Genomic DNA, 21,923 nt, shown 5'->3' with positions numbered 1-21,923 from the left:
GGGCGGCGACGCCGTTTTCCCGCCCGCACGGAATCCAACGTCCGATGAGCCTCTGGTTTGTGTTTGCGCTGATGACGGCTGCGGCAATCTTCGCCGTGCTGTGGCCGCTCGGCCGGAGCACGCAGGCGCGGGGCGGCAGTGATCTCGCGGTCTATCGCGATCAGCTCGAGGAGATTGCCCGCGACCGCGCCGAAGGCCGCATCGGCGAAGCGGAGGCGGACGCCGCGAGAACCGAAGTATCGCGCCGGCTGATTGCCGCTGCCGACGCGGCTGAGAAGGAAGCCCCTGCATCCGGGGCAACGCCGGTTTGGCGCCGGCGCGCCGCCGCACTCATTGGCCTGGTGCTGCTGCCGATCGGCGCCAGTGCGCTTTATCTCACGCTCGGCTCGCCGCAAGTGCCGGGCCAGCCTCTCGCCGAGCGCCGCGCCGCCGCGCAGCAGGATACGTCGATCGAGACGCTGATCGCCCGCGTTGAGGCGCATCTCGAGAAAAATCCGAACGACGCGCGCGGCTACGAAGTCATAGCGCCGGTCTATCTGCGCATGGGACGCTTCGCCGACGCGGTCAATGCGCGGCGCAAGGCGATCGCGCTTGCCGGCGAGAGTGCGCAGCGGCAGGCCGATCTCGGCGAGGCCCTGGCCGCGCTCGGCAATGGCGTCATCACCGCCGATGCCAAGGCGGCGTTCGAGCGCGCGCTCGAACTCGACCGCAACGATCTCAAAGCATTGTATTTCATCGGACTGGCCGCCGAGCAGGACGGTGACCGCAAGAAAGCGGCGGCAATCTGGCTGTCGATGCTGAAGGATGCACCGCCCGGCGCGCCGTGGCTGCCGATGGTGAGCGAGGCGCTGACCCGCGTCGGCGGCGTTCCGCCGAAGGTCGCCGACGCAAAGCAGCCCGGACCGACCGTCGAGGATATCGCGGCGGCGACGCAGATGAGCGAGCAGGACCGCGGCGAGATGGTCCGCGGCATGGTCGCCCGGCTGGCGGATCGGCTGAAGGAAGACGGCAGCGATGTCGCCGGCTGGCAGCGTCTGTTGCGCGCCTATATGGTGCTCGGCGATCGCGACAAGGCCAAAGGCGCGGCAGGTGATGCCAGGAAGGCGCTTGCCGCCGATCCCGACAAGCTGCGCCAGATCGACGAGGCGATCAAAAGCATGGGACTTGAAGGATGACGCGCAAGCAACGGCGGCTGACGATGATCGGCGGCGGGCTCGCGGTGCTCGGCGTGGCCGCGGCGCTCGTGTTGTTCGCGCTCAAGGATTCGATCGTCTTCTTCAATTCGCCGTCAGACGTGGTCGAGAAGCAGTTGCCGGCCGGTTCGCGCATTCGCATCGGAGGGCTGGTCGAGCCCGGCAGCCTCGAAAAGAGCGACAATCTGCAAGTGAAGTTCAAGGTGACCGACGGCGCCCATCAGGTCGCGGTGCACTACAAAGGCATTCTGCCCGACCTGTTCCGCGAAGGGCAGGGCGTCGTCGCCGAAGGCCGGCTCGAGCCGGGCGGCTCGCTCGCGGCCGACTCCGTGCTCGCCAAGCATGACGAGAAATACATGCCGCGCGAAGTGGTCGACGCGCTGAAGAAGACCGGCCGCTGGCAGGAAGGCGAGATGAAGGCCGACGCGCATGTCGTCAAGGACGGTGCCGGCAAAGATGCCGCGGGGATAAAGCAATGACTCCGGAAGTCGGCCATTACGCTTTGGTGCTGGCGCTCGGCCTATCGCTCATCCAGGCGATCGTGCCGCTCTACGGCGCGCAAACACGCGACGCGGCGCTAATGCGGCTCGGCTCGTCGACGGCGATCATGCAGTTCGCGTTCGTGGCACTTTCATTCTCGGCGCTGACCACGGCCTATGTCACGTCGGATTTCTCGGTCGTCAATGTGTTCGAGAATTCACACTCGACGATGCCCCTGATCTACAAGTTCACCAGCGTCTGGGGCAATCATGAAGGCTCGATGCTGCTCTGGGTGCTGATCCTGGCCTTGTTCGGCGCTTCGGTCGCCGCCTTCGGCGCCAATCTGCCGGTGACGCTGAAGGCCAATGTGCTGGCGGTGCAGGCCTGGATCGCCTGTTCGTTCTATCTGTTCATCCTGTTCACCTCGAATCCGTTCCAGCGCCTGCCGCGCGCGCCGCTCGAGGGTCGCGACCTCAATCCGATCCTGCAGGATATCGGCCTCGCCATTCATCCGCCGCTTCTCTATCTCGGCTATGTCGGCTTCTCGATCGCGTTCTCCTTCGCGCTTGCCGCGCTGATCGAAGGTCGCATCGACGCCGCCTGGGCGCGCTGGGTGCGGCCATGGACTTTGGCCGCCTGGATGTTTCTCACCATCGGCATCTCGATGGGGTCGTACTGGGCCTATTACGAACTGGGCTGGGGCGGGTTCTGGTTCTGGGACCCGGTGGAGAACGCCTCGCTGATGCCGTGGCTGGCCGGCACCGCGCTGCTGCATTCGGCGGTGGTGATGGAAAAGCGCAATGCGCTGAAGGTCTGGACCATCCTGCTCGCCATTCTCGCCTTCTCGCTGTCGCTGATCGGCACCTTCCTGGTGCGCTCCGGCGTTCTGACCTCGGTGCACACTTTCGCCACCGACCCGACGCGCGGCGTCTTCATCCTCGGCATTCTGGTGCTGTTCATCGGCGGCGGGCTGACCTTGTTCGCCTGGCGGGCACCGCTGCTTCGGCAGGGGGGGATTTTCGCGCCCATTTCGCGCGAGGGCGCGCTGGTCTTCAACAATTTGTTCCTGACCATCGCCTGCCTCACCGTCTTCGTCGGCACGCTCTATCCGCTGGCGCTTGAATCGCTGACCGGCGAAAAGATTTCGGTCGGCGCGCCGTTCTTCAATCTCACCTTCGCGCCGCTATTCATCCCGCTGATGTTCGCCATGCCGTTCGGTACGCTGCTGGCGTGGAAGCGCGGCGATCTCTATGGCGTCACGCAGCGGCTGATGGCGGCGTTCGGCGTGAGCATCGTTGCCATTGCCGCGACCTTAGCCGCAGCGGGTGCGCAGCATGTGTTGGCGGCGTTCGGCATCGGTCTGGGCTTCTACGTGATCTTCGGCGCGGCGATCGACCTGACCGAACGCGCCGCGCTGTTCCGCGCGCCGTTCAAGACGACGCTGTCCCGCGCGCGGGGCTTGCCGCGGTCGGTGTGGGGTACCGCGGCCGCTCATGCCGGCCTCGGCGTGACGCTGATCGGCATTGTCTGCGCATCCACATGGGGTACTGAGCGTATCGTCGCGGTCAAGGAAGGGCAGACCGTGTCGCTGTCGGGTTACGATCTCACCTTCAACGGCATGGTGCAGCGGCAGGGACCGAACTTCCGCGAACTGGCCGGCAAGTTCACCGTGTCGCAGGACGGCAGGCAGGTCGGCAGCTTGTCGCCCTCGAAGCGCACCTTCTCGGCGCGCAGCATGGCGACCAGCGAAGCCGCGCTGCTGAGCCAGGGCTTCAGCCAGCTCTATCTGTCGCTCGGCGACGTCAATGCCGACGGCTCGCTGGCCATCCGCTTCTATTACAAGCCGCTGGTATTGCTGATCTGGATCGGCACGCTGATCATGGCGTTCGGCGGCATCCTGTCGCTGTCCGACCGGCGCCTGCGCCTCGGCGCACCCAAGCCGGCGAAGACGAAGCCTGCGTTGCAGCCGGCGGAGTAGGGCGATGCGACGGTTTGTTCTTATCGCCACGCTGGCCGCGCTGCTGCTGCCGCGCCTCGCGCTCGCCGTGCAGCCCGACGAAATCCTGAAAGATCCGGCGCTGGAAGCGCGGGCGCGGGCGTTGTCGCAGGAACTGCGCTGCATGGTTTGTCAGAACCAGTCGATCGACGATTCCGATGCGCCGCTGGCGCGCGACCTGCGCCTCTTGGTGCGCGAGCGATTGCAGAAGGGCGACACCGACAAGCAAGTGCTCGACTTCCTGGTCGATCGCTACGGCAACTTCGTGCTGCTGAAACCGCCGGTCGAGCCGCAGACGCTGCTGTTGTGGACGGTGTCGCCGTTGATGCTGATCGTTGGCATCGGCGCGCTCGTCGTGATGGCGCGCCGGCGGCGGAGCGTTGCGCTGGAAGTCGGGGCCTTGAGTGCCGACGAACAGCGCCGTCTCGATGTGATTGTTAAGTCGGGCCGCCCTAACTAGCGGCGGTAATTTTCAAGCCATTGATTTATCGACATAATATCTTTCCCCACCTTACCGATTTTTAATCCCCCCGTCAGGACGCTGTAAGGCGGCAACCTCCATCTTCGCATCAACACGGCGCGATGAGCGCCTCATGCTGACAGACGGCGCTTCGCGCCCGATGCGATCCGATGGAGATTTCGAGATGTCTGCGAGCGTCAATCCCGCTCCCCAATCCCCCAACTCCCCGAAGAAGCCGCGCGTGCTGTCTCTGCGTCGCGCCGCCCTGCTGGCGACCACCATCGCCGGCCTCGGCGCCGCCGCGTTCGTCGCCACGCCCGACTTCAATCTGTCGCTGAACTATCCGGCGGCGATGGCTCAGAACCTCACCGAGCAGGCGCGCAGATTGCCGGCCCCGAACGGTTTTGCCGACATTGTCGAGCAGGTGAAGCCGGCGGTGATCTCGGTCCGCGTCAAGGTCGACGGCGGCTCGGAAACGATCGGCCGCGGCAACACCGACCTGGAGAACGTGCCGCCCGGTCTGCGCGAGTTCTTCCGCCGCTTCGGCATGCCGGATGGCATGCCCGGCCAGGGTCCTGGCATGGGTCCGCGTGGCGGCCGTGGCGGTCACCAGACCATTACCGGCCAGGGTTCGGGTTTCTTCATCTCGGCCGACGGCTACGCCGTGACCAACAATCACGTCGTCGACAAGGCCGAAAGTGTCGAGGTCAAGACCGACGACGGCAAAACCTACAAGGCCAAGGTGATCGGGACTGATCCCCGGACCGATCTGGCGCTGATCAAAGTCGATGGCGCCTCGTTCCCGTTCGTGAAGCTCGCCGACAAGTCGCCGCGTATCGGCGACTGGGTGCTCGCGGTCGGTAACCCCTTCGGCCTCTCCAGCACCGTGACTGCCGGCATTGTTTCGGCCCGCGGCCGCGACATCGGCGCCAGCGCCTATGACGACTTCGTCCAGATCGACGCGCCCGTGAACAAGGGCAACTCGGGTGGTCCGGCCTTCGACGTCGAAGGCAACGTCATCGGCGTCAACACCGCGATCTTCTCGCCGTCAGGCGGCTCGGTCGGCATCGCCTTTGCGATCCCGTCGGACACCGTGAAGACCGTCGTCGCTCAGCTCAAGGAGCACGGCACGGTGACGCGTGGCTGGATCGGAGTGCAGATCCAACCGGTGACAAAGGACATCGCCGACTCGCTCGGCCTCAAGAAGACGCAAGGCGCGCTCGTTGCCGAACCGCAGTCCGGTGGCCCGGCGCAGAAGGCCGGCATCAAGGCGGGTGACGTCATCACCGCAGTCAATGGCGAAGAGGTCAAGGATGCCCGCGACCTCGCCAAGAAGATCGGCGCCATGCAGCCGAAGCAGAACGTCAAGCTGACGGTTCTCAGCGGCGGCTCGGAGAAGACAGTGTCGCTGGCGCTAGGCACGCTGCCGAGCGACCAGCAGGCCAAGGCCGATGACAACGGCTCCGATGGCGCCGAGGTCGGCAAGCTCGGGCTGACTCTCGCGCCGGCCGGCAAGGTCGCGGGGGCTGGCGCTGAAGGCGTCGTCGTTACGGATGTCGACGGTTCAGGTGCGGCGGCAGAGCGCGGCTTTGCCATCGGCGACGTCATTCTCGAGGTCGCCGGCAAGAAGGTCGAGACGCCGAACGATGTCCGCCAGGCGATCGCCGCGGTGCGGTCTGAAGGCAAGCGCACCGTGCTGATGCGCGTGAAGAAGGGCGACAACAGCCGCTTCGTCGCGCTGCCGGTGAGCAACGGGTAACTGACAAGCTTGGGGATGTGCCGGCGGTTATCGTCGCCCCCACCTCCGGTACACCCTCAACGGGACGGGCCTCGTGCCCGTCCCGCATCTCTCCGCCGAAGGGCCGTACGCGGATCTGACGGCAAACGTGCTTCACCCCGGCAACCGTCGCCCCCGCCGGTGTGGGGTCGTTGAGGGGGTGGCGGGCCAGCCCCGTCACCCCCTCGCGTACGACTTGAAATTGGGTGCATGGCCCGGCCAAACGGGCCGATATGGAGGCTGACAGCGGCGCAATCAGGCAGACAAGCCGCCGAATCGCCTGGAAGTGATGGTATCCGATGGCTAATTACGACCTCAGCACGAGCCAGCGCCCGCTCGCCCCAAGGGCGGAGGCGCAGCCAGATCGGGTGACCATGCGCCTTCTGATCATCGAGGACGACCGCGACGCCGCCGACTATCTGGTCAAGGCCTTCCGCGAGGTCGGCCATGTCGCCGACGCGGCGCATGACGGCGAAGACGGTCTCGCGCTGGCGCTCGACGGCCAATACGACGTACTCATCGTCGATCGCATGCTCCCCAAGCGCGATGGCCTGTCTGTCATCGGCGAACTGCGCAAAAAGCACATCGAAACCCCGGCGCTGATCCTGTCGGCGCTCGGCCAGGTTGACGACCGCGTCAAGGGCCTGCGCGCCGGCGGCGACGATTATCTGCCGAAGCCATATTCGTTCTCCGAACTGCTCGCCCGCGTCGAAGTGCTGTCGCGCCGCCGCGTTGGCCGTAACGAGGAGACTGAACTACGTGTCGGCGATCTCTATCTCGACCGGCTGTCGCATTCGGTGCGCCGTGGTACCGAGGAAATCGTTCTGCAGCCGCGCGAATTCCGACTGCTTGAATACCTGATGCGGCACGCCGGGCAGGTGGTCACCCGCACCATGCTGCTCGAGAACGTGTGGGACTATCATTTCGACCCGCAGACCAACGTCATCGACGTCCATATTTCGCGCCTGCGCTCCAAGATCGACAAAGGCTTCGCGCAGCCGCTGCTGCACACCGTGCGCGGAGCCGGCTACATGATCCGCGACGGCGCGCGATAGGCGCGCTCTGTCCTGGTCAATCTGAATTTGTATTTCCCGGAGGGCGGGGCGGTATCCGCCTTGCCCGCAATCACTCTAGGGCCGGGCGGTCGGCTCGTTTAAAGTTCCCCCCATGGCTCAGGATTCTCCGGCGAACGAAAAGAAGGCGCGGCAGTTCTCCGCGCTCGGCAAGCTGTTTCGCACAACGACGTTCAAGCTGACCCTGGTCTATTTGACGGTATTCTCGCTGTTCGCGGTGGCGCTGCTGGGTTATTTCGCCTTCAACACCCGCCGTCTTGTCACCGAGCAGATCACCGACACGGTGAACGCCGAGATTACGGGTCTCGCTGAGCAATACCGGCTTGGCGGCATCCGGCGCCTCGTCCTTACCGTGGATGCGCGCGCCCGTCGGCCGGGCTCGAGCCTCTATCTGGTCACGACCTTCAACGGCGACACGCTCTCCGGCAACGTGACCAACTTGCCGCCCGGCGTGCTCGACACCGATGGCTGGATCGAGACGCCGTACCGCCGGCTGGACGAAACTGAGGGCGCCATTCATCCGGAGCATCACGCGCTGGTGCGGGTGTTTCAGTTGCCTGGCGGTTTCCGCCTGCTGGTCGGCCGCGATCTGGAAGAACGCGAGCGGCTCTACGGCATCGTCGCTGCGGCCGGCCGCTGGTCGATCGCGCTGGTCATTGTGCTCGGTCTTGGCGGCGGCCTGTTCGTCTCGCGCCGGGTGCTGCGCCGGGTCGACGCCATGACCGAGACCAGTCGCTCGATCATGGCCGGCGACCTCGGCGAGCGGTTGCCGGTCGCGGGCACCGGCGACGAACTCGATCGGCTCGCCGAAAACGTCAACCTGATGCTCGAGCGTATCGAGGCGCTGATGCATGGCCTCAAGGAAGTCTCCGACAACATCGCCCACGATCTCAAGACGCCGCTGACGCGGCTGCGCAATCGAAGCGAAGAAGCGCTCCGCACAGCCAAGAGCGAAGCCGAATATCGGGCCGCGCTTGAAGGAACGATCGAGGAATCTGACGGGTTAATTCGCACCTTCAATGCGCTGCTACTGATCGCGCGTGCCGAATCCGGCCAGTCGCGCGATGACATGAGTGAGTTCGACGCTGCCGAACTGGCGCGCGATATCGGCGAGCTTTACGAGCCGCTGGCGGAGGAGAAAGGCATCGCGCTCAGGGTCGAGGCCGATCAGCCGGCGACGCTCAAGGGTAACCGCGATCTCGTGAGCCAGGCGCTGGCCAATCTGGTGGACAATGCCATCAAGTACAGCCTCGCGGCCGACCGGCCGGCCGATGCGCCGCCTCCTGCGATTGTCATCCGCGCCGCGGTCGACGGTGACCGCGTATTGCTGACGGTAGCCGACAACGGCCCCGGCATTCCCGAAGCCGACCGATCGCGGGCGCTGGAGCGGTTTGTACGCTTGGAGCAGAGCCGCTCACTGCCGGGATCGGGTTTGGGGCTCAGCCTCGCCGCAGCGGTGGCGCGGCTGCATGACGGCGAGCTCACCCTTGCGGACAATGCGCCGGGGCTCAAGAGCATCATTGCCTTGCCGCGTACCGGGCCGGTACAGATGGCGGGATGAATGCGCCGAATCAGCATGCCGGGCTGACGCTGGCTGAATGCATTGCGACCGCTCCCGTTCTGACCGACGGAGCGGCGGCGCGTGCCCGCGTCGATGCGTGGCTGTCGTCGCTGGCCGATGGCGAGGCGCAGACCTTGCGCGCCCTGTTTGCCGCCCATCCGCGCGTCGCAACTCTGGTCGAGAGCCTGGCCGAAAGCTCGCCTTTTCTCTGGGACCTCGTTACCGGCGATGCGGCGCGTTTCATCGCGCTGCTGCAGGCTGAGCCGGAGCGCCATCTTGCCGGGTTGCTCGACCGCTGCGGCGGCGAGGCGGCGCACGCCGAGGATGTCGCCCACGCGATGCGCGCGCTGCGCAAGATGAAGGCGGAGGCGGCGCTCCTCATCGCGCTGGCCGATATCGGCGGCGCCTGGCCGATCATGCAGGCGACGCGCGCGCTGACGCGGCTCGCCGACACCGCGGTCGATGCCGCCGTGCGCTTTGCGCTGGCGGAAGCCGCGCGCGCCGGCAAGCTCAAGCCGAAGGACCCAAGTCAGCCGCAGATCGGCAGCGGCTACATCGTGCTCGCCATGGGCAAGATGGGCGCCTTCGAGCTGAACTATTCGAGCGACATCGACCTTATCGTCTTCTTCGATCCCGAGATCGGGCCGCTCGCCGAGGGTGTCGAAGCGGCGCCGACTTTCGTGCGCATCACCCAGCGCGTCGTGAAGCTGCTGCAGGAACACACCGGCGACGGCTATGTGTTCCGCACCGACCTGCGTCTGCGGCCCGACCCTGGTTCGACCGGCATCGCTATCTCGACGCCGGCCGCGCTGTCCTACTACGAGAGCATCGGGCAGAACTGGGAGCGGGCGATGCTCATCAAGGGCCGCCCCTGCGCTGGCGACATCGCCGCGGGCGAGGCGGTCCTCCATGAACTGGCGCCCTTCGTCTGGCGCAAATATCTCGACTTCGCCGCCGTCGCCGCCGTCCACGCCATGAAGCGACAGATCAACGCGTTTCGTGGCCACGGCGAAATCGCGGTTGAGGGCCACAATATCAAGCTCGGCCGCGGCGGCATTCGCGAGATCGAGTTCTTCGCTCAGACCCAGCAACTGATCGCTGGCGGCCGCAATCCGCACTTACGCGACCGCGACACACTGACCACGCTCGATAAGCTCACCGACGACGGCTGGATCGGCACCGAGGCGCGCGACGAGATGAAGGCGGCCTATCTGTTCCTGCGCTCGGTCGAGCACCGGCTGCAGATGATCAATGACGAGCAGACGCAGGAACTGCCTGAGAGCCGCGAGGCGATGGAGCGCTTCGCCCATTTCCTCGGTTTCGAGAGCCGGGATGCTTTCGCCGCGGTGCTGGTCGGTTTTCTCAAGATGGTGCAGCGGCATTACGCACGGCTGTTCCAGAAAGAGCCGGAGACCGATGCGCCGGCGCTGAATTTTCCCACCGAGGCGGACGATCCGAAGACGGTCGCCCGCCTCGGCGACATGGGCTTCCGTGCGCCGCTGGAGGCATCCGGCATCGTGCGGCAATGGTTGCGCGGCGAGCATCGCTCGCTGAACGGCGAAGCGGCACGCAGCCATCTGGTCACGCTGCTGCCGGTGCTGCTGGAGCAGATCGGCCGCACCGATAACCCGAACGCGACGCTCGTGCTGTTCGACCACTTCCTCGGCAATCTGCATGGCGCGGCCCGGCTGTTCTCGCTGCTGCAGCAAAAGCCCGAACTCATCGCGCTTACTGCGCTGGTGCTGGGGCGGCGCCGCGTCTCGGCGATACGCTGGCGCGGCATCCGGAGGTGATGGACGCGCTGGTCGACCCGAGCTTCTTCGGCGCTCTGCCTGACGACGAGGAATTGCAGCGGCGGCTCGATGCCGCGCTGGCGCAGGCGCGCTACGATGAAGATTTGCTCGAGCGCATTCGCATGTTCGGGCTCGAGTACCTGTTCCTGATCGGCGTGCGCATCCTCACCGGTACGCTGACGGCGCGCGCCGCCGGCGAAGCCTATGCGCGGCTCGCCGACGCCATCCTGCGCGCCGTGCATCGCGCCGTGGCCGACAATTTTGCGTCGGTCTACGGCCATGTGAAGGACGAGCAGACCGCGGTGGTCGCCATGGGCAAGCTCGGCGGTCGCGAAATGACCGCGGCATCCGATCTCGACCTCATCCTCATCTACGATTTCGACGGCGAGGCGCCGGAGTCCGATGGCCGCCGCGCCTTGTATGGCGGTCAGTATTTCGCGCGGCTGACGCAGCGGCTCATCAACACGCTCACGGCGCAGACCAATTACGGCGCGCTGTATCAGGTCGATATGCGGCTGCGCCCGTCCGGGCAGGCGGGTCCGCTGGCAACACAGCTCGGCAGCTTCATTCACTACCAGGAGAACGAAGCCTGGACCTGGGAGCACATGGCGCTGACGCGAGCGCGGGTGATCACCGGTTCAGCAGAGTTCGGAGAGCGTGTCGATGCCGTCATCAAGGACATCCTGTGCCGGCCACGCGATGCGGCGCTGATCGCCGGCGATGTCGTTGAGATGCGCGGCGCGATCGCGGCGGAAAAGGGCGATAGCAATCCCTGGGATCTCAAATACGCCAAAGGTGGCCTGATCGATCTCGAGTTCATTGCCCAGTATCTGCAGCTCGTGCACGCGCACGACCAGCCATCGATCCTCGATACCTCAACGGCGCGCGTGCTCGACATTGCGCGGCAGCTCCATCTGATCTCGATAGAAGATGCCGAGGTGCTGCGGCCGGCGGCGCAGCTCTATCAAGACCTCACGCAGATACTGCGGCTGTGCCTGTCGGGGCCGTTCGATCCGAAGACGGCGGGGCCGGGACTGTTGCGGCTGTTGACGCGCGCCGCCGACGTGCCGGACTTCGCGACGCTCAATGCGACTCTGTTCGAGACGCAGGCCAAGGTGCGCGCGAGCTTTGTGCGGATATTGGGCCGGGGGCCATAAGTTTAAATCTGTCATTCCGGGGCGGCCCGCTAGGGCCGAACCCGGAATCCAGCCACAAGCAGGGGCCGTATTTACTTCTGGATTCCGGGTTCACTCGCTTCGCGAGTGCCCCGGAATGACAGCCTCACGCCGCTTCATCCTTCGGCAGCAGGCACTGTGGCGACAAGGGCAGGCGCACGGTGACGATGGTGCCCTTGCCGAGCGCCGAGCGGATGCGCATCGAGCCGCCGTGCAGTTCGACCAGAGACTTGGCGATGGCGAGGCCTAGGCCGGAGCCCTGATGTGTCTTGGTGATGTGGCTCTCGACCTGCTCGAAGGGCCGGCCGAGGCGGGTCAGCGCATCGGCAGCGATGCCGATGCCGGTGTCGGCGATGCTAAGCACCACGCAATGATCGGTGGCGCGGCCGCGCACGGTGATCTCGCCGCCGGCCGGCGTGAACTTGACCGCGTTCGATAGGAGATTGAGCGCGATCTGCTTGAGCGCGCGGCGGTCGGCGCGCAGATACAGGTCCGGAGCGATGCGGGCGCCGAGCGCAACGTTCTTCTCCTCGGCGCGCGCCGAAACGACGCGCATGGATTCGGCGAGCAGGGCGTCGAGCGACAAGTCCTCGAAGTCGAGCCGCATGCGGCCGGCTTCGATCTTCGACATGTCGAGGATATCGTTGATGACGTCGAGCAGGTATTTGCCACTGGAGTGGATGTCCGTGCAGTACTCCTGGTACTTCTCGGCGCCGAGCGGGCCGAACATGCCGGACTGCATGATTTCGGAGAAGCCGATGATGGCGTTGAGCGGCGTGCGCAGCTCGTGGCTCATATTGGCGAGGAATTTCGATTTGGCCTGATTAGCTTCCTCGGCGCGGGTCTTTTCGACGGCGTATTTGCCGGCCATGTCCTCGGCGCGCTGCTGCGAGGCCCGCTGGTCGGCGATGGTGGCCATCAGCCGCTTCTCGCTGTCGACCAGCTTTTCTTCGTGTCTCTTGATAGCGGTGATGTCGGTGCCGACCGAGACATAGCCGCCGTCCTTGGTGCGGCGCTCGCTGATGTGCAGCCAGCGGCCATCCTCGAGCTGGGCCTCGAAATTGCGGGCGCCCGGCTTGGACGGCCCGTTCGAAGCGACCGTGTGGCGGACGATCGGTTCGCGGCCCTGCGCAACGACGGACTCATAGGAGGCGCCGGAGACGATGGCCTCGTCAGGCAGGCCGTGCAGGTCCTGGAAATTCGAGTTGCACAGCACCAGTCGATTGTCGGCATCCCACAGCACGAAGGCCTCGGGGATGGTCTCGATCGCGTCGCGCAGGCGCAGATCGGCAGCGACCGTCTTCTCCACGAGGTTCTTCTGTTCGGTGACGTCGACGGCAATGCCGATGAGATGCAGGGCGGAGTCACCGGGCTGGCGCGCCAGTTCGCAGCGCGCGCGCAGCCAGATCCAGTGGCCGTCGGCATGGCGCATGCGGAAGGCCTGATCGATGGTCGCACTCTTGGCTTCGGCGAGTTCGCGGGCGACGTCGTAGAGCTGCACGTCGTCGGGGTGAACGAGGGCGCTGACGTCGCCAAATGAGAGCAGGTCGTCCTTGGCCTCGAGGCCGAGAATGTCGAACATCGACTGCGACCAGAAGATGCGGCCGCGGGCGAGGTCCCAGTCCCAAAGGCCGCAACGGCCGCGGTTCAGCGCGGTGTCGATGCGGGTGCGCACCGTCTCGTAGATCGTGTCAGCCTCGCGGGCCCGCGTCGCCTGCCAGTGGAAGGCAAAGCCGAGGATCAGGACGACGAAGCCGGTGGTCGCCGACAAAGTGACCGTCAGCGTGGTGATCGAGCGGGCCGGCGCCGCAGCGGCGTCGCGGGTTTGCAGCACGGCGATCTGGCCGAACGGCTCTTTCAGCGTGCGCACGGTTGCGAGCACATTTTGTCCGGCGGGTGTGACGACGCCGAGCACGCCGGCTTCGGCGCCGAATGTGGTGAGCGGCTGGGTCGGGCCGAGAAGATCGATCAGCCGGCGGCCGATGGTGGCGCTGGCGGAGGGGATGGCAGCGGTGACGACGCCGTTGCGGTCGGTGATGAGGAAGGTGCGGCCATTGCCGCTCGCCCAGTCGGGCAGGGCCTGGGCCAGCAGTTGCTGCGGCCGTTCGACGGCGTCGCGCGCGTTCTTGAGCGGACGTTGCAGGCGCTCGGCGGTGACATCGGCAGCGGCCTCGAGCGACAATGCCATGATGTCGAGGGTCTGGCGGCGCTGGTCGAGGACCTGCACCACGGCGCCGACGCAGATCGTAACGAGAAACGCGATGATCAGCACCGGCACGGCGCGTCTCAACAAGGGCTCCGCCGTAAGGAGGCGGCGATACGCCGGCTTGGCGATCGATTGCGCGAGGCCCTTGATGGAATCGCTCTGTGCAGACGCACCCGCCGCGTGGGCGCGCGCCATGGAGGCCTCCATTTTTTAGTTTCCCCTGCCACCCCGGATTCGGACGCCGCACATCGCACCGAATCGACAAGGCCATTGGAATCGATGCGTTCTGATTTGTCGAGAGTCCGAAGAGTCAATTCTTTAAAATTCGTTACCCACGGAAAATTGAGTCCGATCAAACACTAAAGGCGCAAGCCATGAGACAGCGTCCCCGGAACCGCCGGTTCATGACCTCGCAGTTCTGGCTAGACGGCTCAGGCCAATGCGCGTTCGACGATGTCGGCAAGGTCACGCGACAGGATGCCATGCGAGCGGATGCGCCGCAGATGCGCCTCGGCGAGTGAGCGCCGGCCAGCCTCGAACGTGCGCCAAGTGCGGAACGACGTGGCGAGCCGCGCCGCGAGCTGCGGGTTCTTTGGATCGATTTCGAGGATTGTATCGGCGACGAAGGCATAGCCGGCGCCATCGGCACGATTGAACTGCGTCAGGTTGCCATGCGCGAAAGCGCCGATCAGCGCCCGCACGCGGTTGGGATTGCCCATCGAGAACGCGGGATGTGCGGTGAGGGCGCGCACCTTGTCGAGCGTCGATTTGTGCGGACCCGACGCCTGCAGCGAAAACCATTTGTCGATGACCAGAGCATTGTCTGCATAGCGCGTGTAGAAATCGTCCAGCGCCTCGGTGCGGCCCGGCGCGTCGTGCTGCACCAAAGTCGACAGCGCCGCCATGCGGTCGGTCATGTTGTCGGCGGTGGCATATTGCTCGCTGGCGCGCGTGAAGGCGGACGATGCTCCGCTCGCGGCCAACAGGTCCAGTGCGACATTGCGCAACGCACGCCGCCCGGCCGAGACGGCATCAGGTGAATAGGGTTCGGACGAGGTGAGGCGCTCATAGACATGCGATAATTCGGCGCCGAGACGGATGCCGATGTCTTCGCGCAAGGCGAGGCGCGCACGCTGGATTTTGTCGGGATCGATGTCGCGGCCGATCTCGCGGGCGATGTCGCCTTCGCCCGGCGGCGTGAGACAAAGCGCGACAAAGGCGGGTTCGAGATTGGCATCGTCGAGGATCGCGGCGAGGGCGGCGATCAGGCTGTCGTCGGCGCGCGGCATGCCGCCGACGCGCAGGCGGCCGACGTTGTCGATCAGGAGGCGCAGTGCCGTGGTCTGCAGTGCCTGCCAGCGGTTGAACGGGTCACTGTCGTGCCGCGCCAGCAGGGCGAAATCCGTGCCGGTGAGGTCGGTGACGAGCTTGATCGGCGCCGAGAAGCCGCGGTTGATCGACAGAACCGGCCGCTCCGCCATGCCGTCAAAGGCAAAGACCTGCTCCGTCTTGTCGAGGATCAGAACGTCGCGCTCGATCGAGCCGTCTTCGGCCGCCACGATGGGCAGCGCTTTTCCGTTCTTGTCGAGCAGGCCCATCCGCAGCGGGATTAGCATCGGTTCTTTGTCGGGCTGGCCGGGCGTCGGCGCCAATGTCTGCTTGAGGCCGATGGTGTAGATGCGCTTTTCGGCGTCGTAGCGGGTTTTCACCGTCACTTCGGGCGTGCCGGCCTGCGCGTACCAAAGCATGAACTGCGTCATGTCGCGGCCGCTGACGTCGGCAAAGCACTGGACGAATTGTTCGACGGTGGCGGCTTCGCCGTCGTGACGCTCGAAATAGAGATCCATGCCGGCACGGAACTTGTTGTGGCCGATCAAGGTCTCGATCATGCGAACGACTTCCGAGCCCTTCTCGTAAACCGTCGCCGTGTAGAAGTTATTGATCTCCTTGTAAGCCTCCGGCCGTACCGGATGGGCGAGAGGCCCTGAATCCTCGACGAACTGCGCGGCGCGCAGATTGCGCACGTCGGCGATGCGCTTGACCGGCCGCGAGCGCATGTCGCTGGTGAATTCCTGATCGCGATAGACGGTCAGCCCTTCCTTCAGACAAAGCTGGAACCAGTCGCGGCAGGTGATGCGGTTGCCGGTCCAATTGTGGAAGTATTCGTGGGCGATCACGCTCTCGATGCCGGCGAAATCGGAATCGGTTGCCGTGTCGCCTGAGGCCAGCACGTATTTGTCGTTGAAGACGTTGAGGCCCTTGTTCTCCATTGCCCCCATGTTGAAGTCGGACACGGCAACGATCATGAAGATGTCGAGGTCGTATTCGCGGCCGAAGGCTTCCTCGTCCCAACGCATGGAGCGCTTCAGCGCGTCCATGGCATAGCCGGCGCGGCCTTCCTTGCCGTGTTCGACATAAATGCGCAGCGCGACCTCGCGGCCGGAGGCGGTGGTGAACGTATCCTCGACGCGAGCGAGGTCGCCGCCGACCAGCGCGAACAGGTAGGACGGCTTCTTGTGCGGGTCGTGCCAGACCGCGAAATGCCGACCGTTCGGAAGGTCGCCGCTTTCCACGAGATTGCCGTTGGCAAGTAGCACCGGCGCCTGGGCTTTGTCGGCCTCGATGCGGGTGGTGTAGACCGCCATCACGTCCGGCCGGTCGGGGAAATAAGTGATACGGCGGAAGCCTTCGGCCTCGCATTGGGTGCACCAGGTGCCGCTGGAGCGGTACAGCCCCGAAAGCTGGGTGTTGGCGGTCGGATCGACCAGGGTCTCGATCTCGAGCGTGAAGGGGCCGTGCGGCGGCTGCGCAATGGTGAGCTTGTCCGGCGTCGCCACGTAGCTGCCGGGCGCGAGCGGCACGCCGTCGCGCGTCAGCGAGACCAGCGACAGCCCGTCGCCCTCAAGCACCAGCGGAGCAGGGGCGGTGTCCGGGTTCGGCCGGAGCGCCAGCACGGCTCGTACCCTGGTCGCGGTCGGATGTAGGTCCACATCCAGATGGACGGTGTCGACCAGCCAGTCGGGAGCCTGATAGTCGGAAAGGCGAATGACGGGGGCGGTGTCGGTGCGCATCCATGTGATCTAGGATGTTCGGGCGCGAATGGGAAGCAGCCGGGGCGTCACACGATGACCAAGATGCGGGCCATGGTCCTGGAGCGGCCGGGGACGCCGCTCAAAATGCGCGAAAGCCCGCAGCCGGCGCCAGGCGCGGGTGAATTGCTGATCGCGATCAAGGCCTGCGGCGTCTGCCGCACCGATCTCCATGTCGTCGATGGCGACCTGCCGCAGCCAAAACTGCCGATCGTGCCGGGCCATGAGATTGTCGGCCGGGTCGCCGCTATTGGCGCGGGCGTAACCGGCTTTGCCATCGGCGAACGGGTCGGCGTGCCGTGGCTGGGCGCGACCTGCGGTCATTGCCCTTATTGCCGCGGCGGCCAGGAAAACCTGTGCGACACGCCGTTTTTCACCGGCTACACCCGCGACGGCGGCTTTGCCAGCCATACCATCGCCGATGCGCGTTATTGTTTCCCGCTCGGCGAAATCGGCGACGACGCCGAGATCGCGCCGTGGCTGTGCGCGGGCCTGATCGGCTGGCGCAGCTACCGCATGGCGACCGAAGGCGCGCGCGCCGGCGACGACTTCGCGCTGGGGCTCTACGGCTTCGGCGCCGCCGCACACATTCTGGCGCAGGTCGCGATCTGGCAGGGCCGCCGCGTCTACGCCTTCACGCGGGCCGGCGACAGCACGGCGCAGGATTTCGCTCGCTCACTGGGCGTGGTGTGGGCCGGCGCGTCCGAAGAGGTGCCGCCGGAGCCACTCGATGCCGCGATCATCTTTGCGCCGGTCGGAGCCTTGGTGCCGCTGGCGCTCAAAGCCGTAAAGAAAGGCGGCCGCGTGGTCTGCGGCGGCATCCACATGTCCGATATTCCGAGCTTCCCCTATGCGCTGCTGTGGGAAGAGCGCAAGGTGATGTCGGTCGCCAATCTGACGCGCGACGATGCCCGTGAATTTCTCGCGATCGCGCCGAAGGCCGGGGTGCATTGCACGGTGACGCGCTATCCGCTCGATAAAGCCAACGAGGCTCTTGCCGATCTGCGCGATGGCCGCCTGCAGGGCGCGGCGGTGCTAATACCGTGACGCCTAGCGCATCGGCTCGGCGTGGCCGATGACGCGCTTGATCAGCGAGGAGTGTTCTTTCAGAGCGCGTTCCAGCCCATCAACCTTTTCGTGGACTGCCAGAACAGTCATGCCCGGGTCGGCATGGCAATGGAAATTGACGATCTCGCCGTCGTCGGTTTCGCGCACGCGAACGTCGTGGATGTTGCGGAGCGCCTTGTCGGCCGCTGCAAGTTCCTTGAGCGCCGCCTCCACCGCGACGACGCGCTCGGGAAGTGCCTCGCGGCCCGACAGATCGCCCGGCTGCAGCGGTTCGATATGGGTCTCGACCTCGACCTTGTCGCCGAGCTCACCGGCGATGGCTTCTTCCAGCGCATCGGCGATATCGTGGGCCTCGGCGAGCGTGAGTTTGCCGTCGACCTCGAGGTCAAGCGAAATCGCCGTCTTGTCCTGCAGCGAATGCACCGTAACGTGATGCACGGCGAGCCCGCGGTTGCGGGCGATCACCATGATGCGATCGACGATGGTCTCATCGTCGATGGCAACAGGGTCGGTGGTCACGCTTGCTTCGGTGCGCGGCATATTGGCGGCGACCGCAGCCGTAACCGCGGCCTTGATCTCGGCGACGCGCTCGAGCGGCAAAGCGCGGTTCACGGCGACAGTGACATCGACGAAAGTCCGGTCGCCGGCATCGCGCGCGCGCACCTGCTCGACGGCTACGACGCCGGGAACGGCGCGGACGATGTGGGTAATCGTCTCGGCGGCGCCTTCCGGTGCGGTATCGGTAAGGGTCATGATCGTGCGGTGCCCCAGCCGCCAGCCGGCGACGCATACCAGCACAGCAACCACGAGCGCAGCCGCTGAGTCCGCCCAGCCGAAACCGAACCAGACGCCAACGAGTCCGATGAGAACCGCGCCCGATGACCACATATCGGACGAGAAGTGCAGTGCGTCGGCTTCGAGCGCCTGACTTTGTGTCGCCTTGGCCGTGCGCGTCAGCGCGCGGGCCCGGTAATAATCGATGATGATCGAGGCGATGATGACGCCGAAACCCCAGTAATTGGCAACCACGCTGTGCGGCTCGTGATTGATGAGGCGCATCACCGCCTCCCAGATCACGATGCCGGAAAGCAGAAAGAGCAGGGCGGTTTCGCCGAGCGCCGAGACGCTTTCGACCTTGCCGTGGCCGTAATGGTGTTCCTCGTCGGCCGGCTTGCCGGACACCCGCACCGCCACATAGGTCATGATCGCGGCGCCGCAGTCGATCAGCGAATGACCAGCTTCCGATAGAATCGCGAGCGAGCCGGACGAGACGCCGATGATGCCCTTGGCGATCGCCATGCCGGCGGACGCCAAGATCGAACTCAGAGCGACGGATTCCTTTTCGCTTTGCATACGGTCTCGCGCGTCACGGCTTGGCGGGGCCGAATGCTCCGCCGGAAGCGTCGTCTAGCGCACCACGACCGTGATTTCGACCGCGAAGTTTGCACCTGCAAGCGAGTTGCAGGAAAGCCAGACGCACTGGATTTGTGCGCTGGACTTGAATGTTAGTTCGCCGTTTTGCCCGGCGTCACGAGTTCCGGATGGGCTTTGGCGAAGACTTCGAGCTGGGCCATCACCACGTCGAGATGATGGCTCATCGCAATGGCGGCTGCCTCCGGCTGGCGGGCGGCGAGGGCCGCGAAAATTTGTTCATGCTCGGCGTAGGTGTCCGACTGTCGCTCCGGCGTACATAGAAAGAGCCGCATGCGATCCAGATTGGCGCGAGCGGCTTCGACGGCGCCGGTCACCCGCTCGTAACCAAGCGTTTCCAGGAGCAGGGCGTGAAAGTCGAGGTCGAGCGCATGAAATCCGTGCCGATCGTCTGCGGCCATGGCACGACGTTGCCCCGTGAGGTTGTCTCGAAACGTTTCGATCAGGTCGTCCGATATGCCCGGGGCGATGTAGCGGACGGCTTCGCATTCCAGCGCGCGGCGAATAAACATCGCCTGGCGGCAATCGGCGACGTCGATGCGCGAGACCATCGTGCCGCGCTGCGGCAGAACAACCACAAAGCCTTCCTCGGCGAGCCGGCCGAGCGCTTCCGAAACCGGAAATCGCGATACGTTCAGGCGCTCGCACAAGGCATTCTTGTCGATGGTTGCGCCCGGTCGCATTTCGAGCCGAACGATGGCATCGCGAATGGCGTCCTGGATGCGCTGCACCGTGCCGCCGCGTTCGTGACGGTCGAGCACGGGGAGAAAGGCGTAATCCTGCTTGCGGATATCGTTCGACATAGTAACATGTTAGTTGACGGTTGGGTCGAACTCAACGGCATCGAGGCGGAAAGCACCGGTGCCTGCGGCTTCGCCGTAATCAGAACAGGCGGGCGCCAGACCCGCAAGAATAGTCCTGAGGGAGGAACAAAATGTCCAAGATTTCTGCGCGCCTCATTATGGGCGCGGCGATCACGCTTGCCGTTGCCGGCTTTGCCGGTCCGTCTTCGGCCCAGACCAAGCTGAAATGGGCTCACGTCTATGAGACGTCCGAGCCGTACCATGCCCAGGCCCTCTGGGCTGGCGAAGAAATCAAGAAGCGGACCGGTGGCCGCTACGAAATCCAGGTCTTTCCGGCTTCTCAGCTCGGCAACGAGAACCAGATCAACGAAGGCCTGGGGCTCGGCACCGTCGATATTATATACACGGGCACGTCGTTCGCCGGTTCGATCCACAAGCCGCTCGCCATCTCCGGCGCGCCGTTCATGATGCGCGACTTCAATCACTGGAAGGCCTATCGCGACAGCAAGCTGTTTCGCGATATCGCCAAAGGTTACGAAGACAAGACCAAGCACAAGATCGTGGCCCTGACTTACTATGGCGAACGCATGGTCACTGCCAACAAGGCCATAACCAAGCCCGAGGATATGAAGGGCATGAAGCTGCGCGTGCCGCCCGCGCCGCTTTATCTGATGTTTGCCAAGTCGGTTGGCGCCAACGCCACGCCGATCGCCTTCGCCGAAGTCTATCTCGCTCTTCAGCAAAAGACCGTGGACGGTCAGGAAAATCCGCTGCCGACCATCATGGCCAAGAAGTTCTACGAAGTGCAGACGCACGTGATGCTGACTGGCCACATCATCGAATCGCTGCTCTCGATCGTCGGCGCGACGACCTGGTCCAAGCTCTCGGACGCCGACAAGAAGGTGTTCGAGGAGGTGTTGGCGCAGGCCGCGGCCAAGGCGTCGGACGAAATCCGCACCAGCGAGCAGAAGACGGCCGATCAACTTCGTCAGCTTGGCAAGACGGTGGTTCAGGTCGACCGCGCGGCCTTCCGCAACGCGGCGATCGCGCTCCATAACGACGCCAGCGCCGGCGCCGGTTGGAGCAAGGCCGAATACGACGCCCTGCAGGCGCTGAAGTAAGCCAACTGCGGCGGCCGCGGCGGCGACAATTGCCGCGGCCGTCCTTTCTCATTTGCCAGAATTGTTGATCGCACGAGCGAGTTTTCGTTGCGTGCGACTGAGATGGAAATCTGTCGATGACCGGAGTAAATTCCGCCGACGGTGCCGCGAAGGACGCCGGCAGCGAGCCGTTGATCGTTGCTCACGATGAGGAAGTCGTCATCGAGCATCATCCCGAAGACTGGCTTGCCTTCGTGCTGTTCTGGGCGCTGGCATCGATCGTCTTTCTGCAGTTCTACACGCGCTACATCCTTAACGACAGCCTGGCCTGGACCGAAGAGATCGCGCGCTACGGATTGATGTGGATCACCTTCATCGGTGGCGGCATCGTCGTGCGCAAGCAGGCCAACATTGCCGTCGAGGTTCTGCTGCATTTCGCGTCGAAGCCGGTTCGGCGCCTTCTTCTCGTGGTCATCGACATCATCAAGCTCGGCTTTATTGCGCTGCTTGCCTACTTCTCGGTGACGATAACGGAACGGATGGCTGTGCAAACCATGACCGTGATCGACTGGCCGATGTCCTACGTCTATGGCGGTGTCGCCGTCGGTTGCTTCCTGATGTTCGCCAGGCAGATCCAGTGCTTCTGGCGTAACGCCCGCGACGGCTGGCGCGCGGCATCGGAGAACGTCGGCACCGGCGTGCAGATCGATTGAGGAAT

Annotated in this window: 14 protein-coding genes and 1 pseudogene; 11 read left to right on the top strand and 4 right to left on the bottom strand. The window is 64.9% G+C overall.

Going from position 1 to position 21,923, the window contains the following annotated elements:
- Nucleotides 1–44: 44 nt before the first annotated feature.
- The 8 genes and pseudogenes from ccmI (at nt 45) to E8Q40_RS22425 (ending at nt 11,490) form a co-directional block, all read left to right on the top strand.
- Nucleotides 45–1,175 (top strand): c-type cytochrome biogenesis protein CcmI, encoded by a 1,131-nt coding sequence (gene ccmI, locus E8Q40_RS15900; RefSeq protein ID WP_137045460.1) that lies wholly within the window; start codon nt 45–47, stop codon nt 1,173–1,175.
- On the top strand, nt 1,172–1,672 hold the full coding sequence (gene ccmE / locus E8Q40_RS15895; RefSeq protein ID WP_137045459.1) for a cytochrome c maturation protein CcmE: 501 nt from the start codon (nt 1,172–1,174) through the stop codon (nt 1,670–1,672). The genes ccmI and ccmE overlap by 4 nt, the downstream gene beginning before the upstream one ends.
- Nucleotides 1,669–3,651, top strand: coding sequence for a heme lyase CcmF/NrfE family subunit (locus E8Q40_RS15890; protein WP_137045458.1), 1,983 nt, complete (start codon nt 1,669–1,671; stop codon nt 3,649–3,651). The genes ccmE and E8Q40_RS15890 overlap by 4 nt, the downstream gene beginning before the upstream one ends.
- 4 nt (nt 3,652–3,655) lie before the next feature.
- Nucleotides 3,656–4,129, top strand: coding sequence for a cytochrome c-type biogenesis protein (locus E8Q40_RS15885; RefSeq protein WP_137045457.1), 474 nt, complete (start codon nt 3,656–3,658; stop codon nt 4,127–4,129).
- Between the two features lie 184 nt (nt 4,130–4,313).
- A complete protein-coding gene (locus tag E8Q40_RS15880; protein WP_246662875.1) occupies nt 4,314–5,888 on the top strand; it encodes a Do family serine endopeptidase in 1,575 nt (524 codons plus the stop codon).
- Between the two features lie 392 nt (nt 5,889–6,280).
- Nucleotides 6,281–6,961, top strand: a complete 681-nt coding sequence (locus E8Q40_RS15875; protein ID WP_168197868.1) for a response regulator transcription factor — start codon at nt 6,281–6,283, stop codon at nt 6,959–6,961.
- A gap of 112 nt (nt 6,962–7,073) precedes the next feature.
- Nucleotides 7,074–8,540, top strand: coding sequence for a HAMP domain-containing sensor histidine kinase (locus E8Q40_RS15870; protein WP_137045455.1), 1,467 nt, complete (start codon nt 7,074–7,076; stop codon nt 8,538–8,540).
- Nucleotides 8,537–11,490, top strand: a pseudogene (locus E8Q40_RS22425) (bifunctional [glutamine synthetase] adenylyltransferase/[glutamine synthetase]-adenylyl-L-tyrosine phosphorylase). The gene E8Q40_RS15870 and the pseudogene E8Q40_RS22425 overlap by 4 nt, the downstream one beginning before the upstream one ends.
- Nucleotides 11,491–11,614: 124 nt before the next feature.
- On the opposite strand, the gene E8Q40_RS15860 reads toward E8Q40_RS22425, so the two are convergent.
- Both E8Q40_RS15860 and pepN read right to left on the bottom strand, forming a co-directional pair.
- Complete coding sequence (locus tag E8Q40_RS15860) at nt 11,615–13,909, bottom strand: ATP-binding protein (RefSeq protein ID WP_137045454.1); 2,295 nt, start codon at nt 13,907–13,909, stop codon at nt 11,615–11,617.
- Between the two features lie 236 nt (nt 13,910–14,145).
- Nucleotides 14,146–16,785 (bottom strand): aminopeptidase N, encoded by a 2,640-nt coding sequence (gene pepN / locus E8Q40_RS15855; protein ID WP_137045453.1) that lies wholly within the window; start codon nt 16,783–16,785, stop codon nt 14,146–14,148.
- Nucleotides 16,786–16,848: 63 nt separating this feature from the next.
- On the opposite strand from pepN, the gene E8Q40_RS15850 reads away from it, so the two are divergent.
- On the top strand, nt 16,849–17,850 hold the full coding sequence (locus tag E8Q40_RS15850) for a zinc-dependent alcohol dehydrogenase family protein (RefSeq protein WP_137046769.1): 1,002 nt from the start codon (nt 16,849–16,851) through the stop codon (nt 17,848–17,850).
- 3 nt (nt 17,851–17,853) lie between these two features.
- On the opposite strand, the gene E8Q40_RS15845 is transcribed toward E8Q40_RS15850, so the two are convergent.
- On the bottom strand, nt 17,854–19,224 hold the full coding sequence (locus E8Q40_RS15845; protein WP_137045452.1) for a cation diffusion facilitator family transporter: 1,371 nt from the start codon (nt 19,222–19,224) through the stop codon (nt 17,854–17,856).
- Nucleotides 19,225–19,376: 152 nt separating this feature from the next.
- Nucleotides 19,377–20,105: a GntR family transcriptional regulator gene (locus tag E8Q40_RS15840; protein WP_137045451.1), complete on the bottom strand. Its 729-nt coding sequence runs from the start codon at nt 20,103–20,105 to the stop codon at nt 19,377–19,379.
- A gap of 131 nt (nt 20,106–20,236) precedes the next feature.
- Here E8Q40_RS15840 and E8Q40_RS15835 point away from each other — a divergent pair, with 131 nt between their 5' ends.
- Entirely contained in the window at nt 20,237–21,226 is a 990-nt protein-coding gene (locus tag E8Q40_RS15835) for a sialic acid TRAP transporter substrate-binding protein SiaP (protein WP_168197867.1), read from the top strand.
- Nucleotides 21,227–21,342: 116 nt separating this feature from the next.
- Nucleotides 21,343–21,918, top strand: a complete 576-nt coding sequence (locus E8Q40_RS15830) for a TRAP transporter small permease (protein ID WP_137045450.1) — start codon at nt 21,343–21,345, stop codon at nt 21,916–21,918.
- The last annotated feature ends 5 nt before the right edge of the window (nt 21,919–21,923 follow it).

Origin of the sequence: Pseudolabrys sp. FHR47, assembly GCF_005153485.1 — a bacterium.
Lineage (GTDB): Bacteria > Pseudomonadota > Alphaproteobacteria > Rhizobiales > Xanthobacteraceae > Pseudolabrys.
The sequence above is the reverse complement of the archived record's forward strand: the minus strand, read 5'-3'. Positions and strand labels throughout refer to the sequence as shown.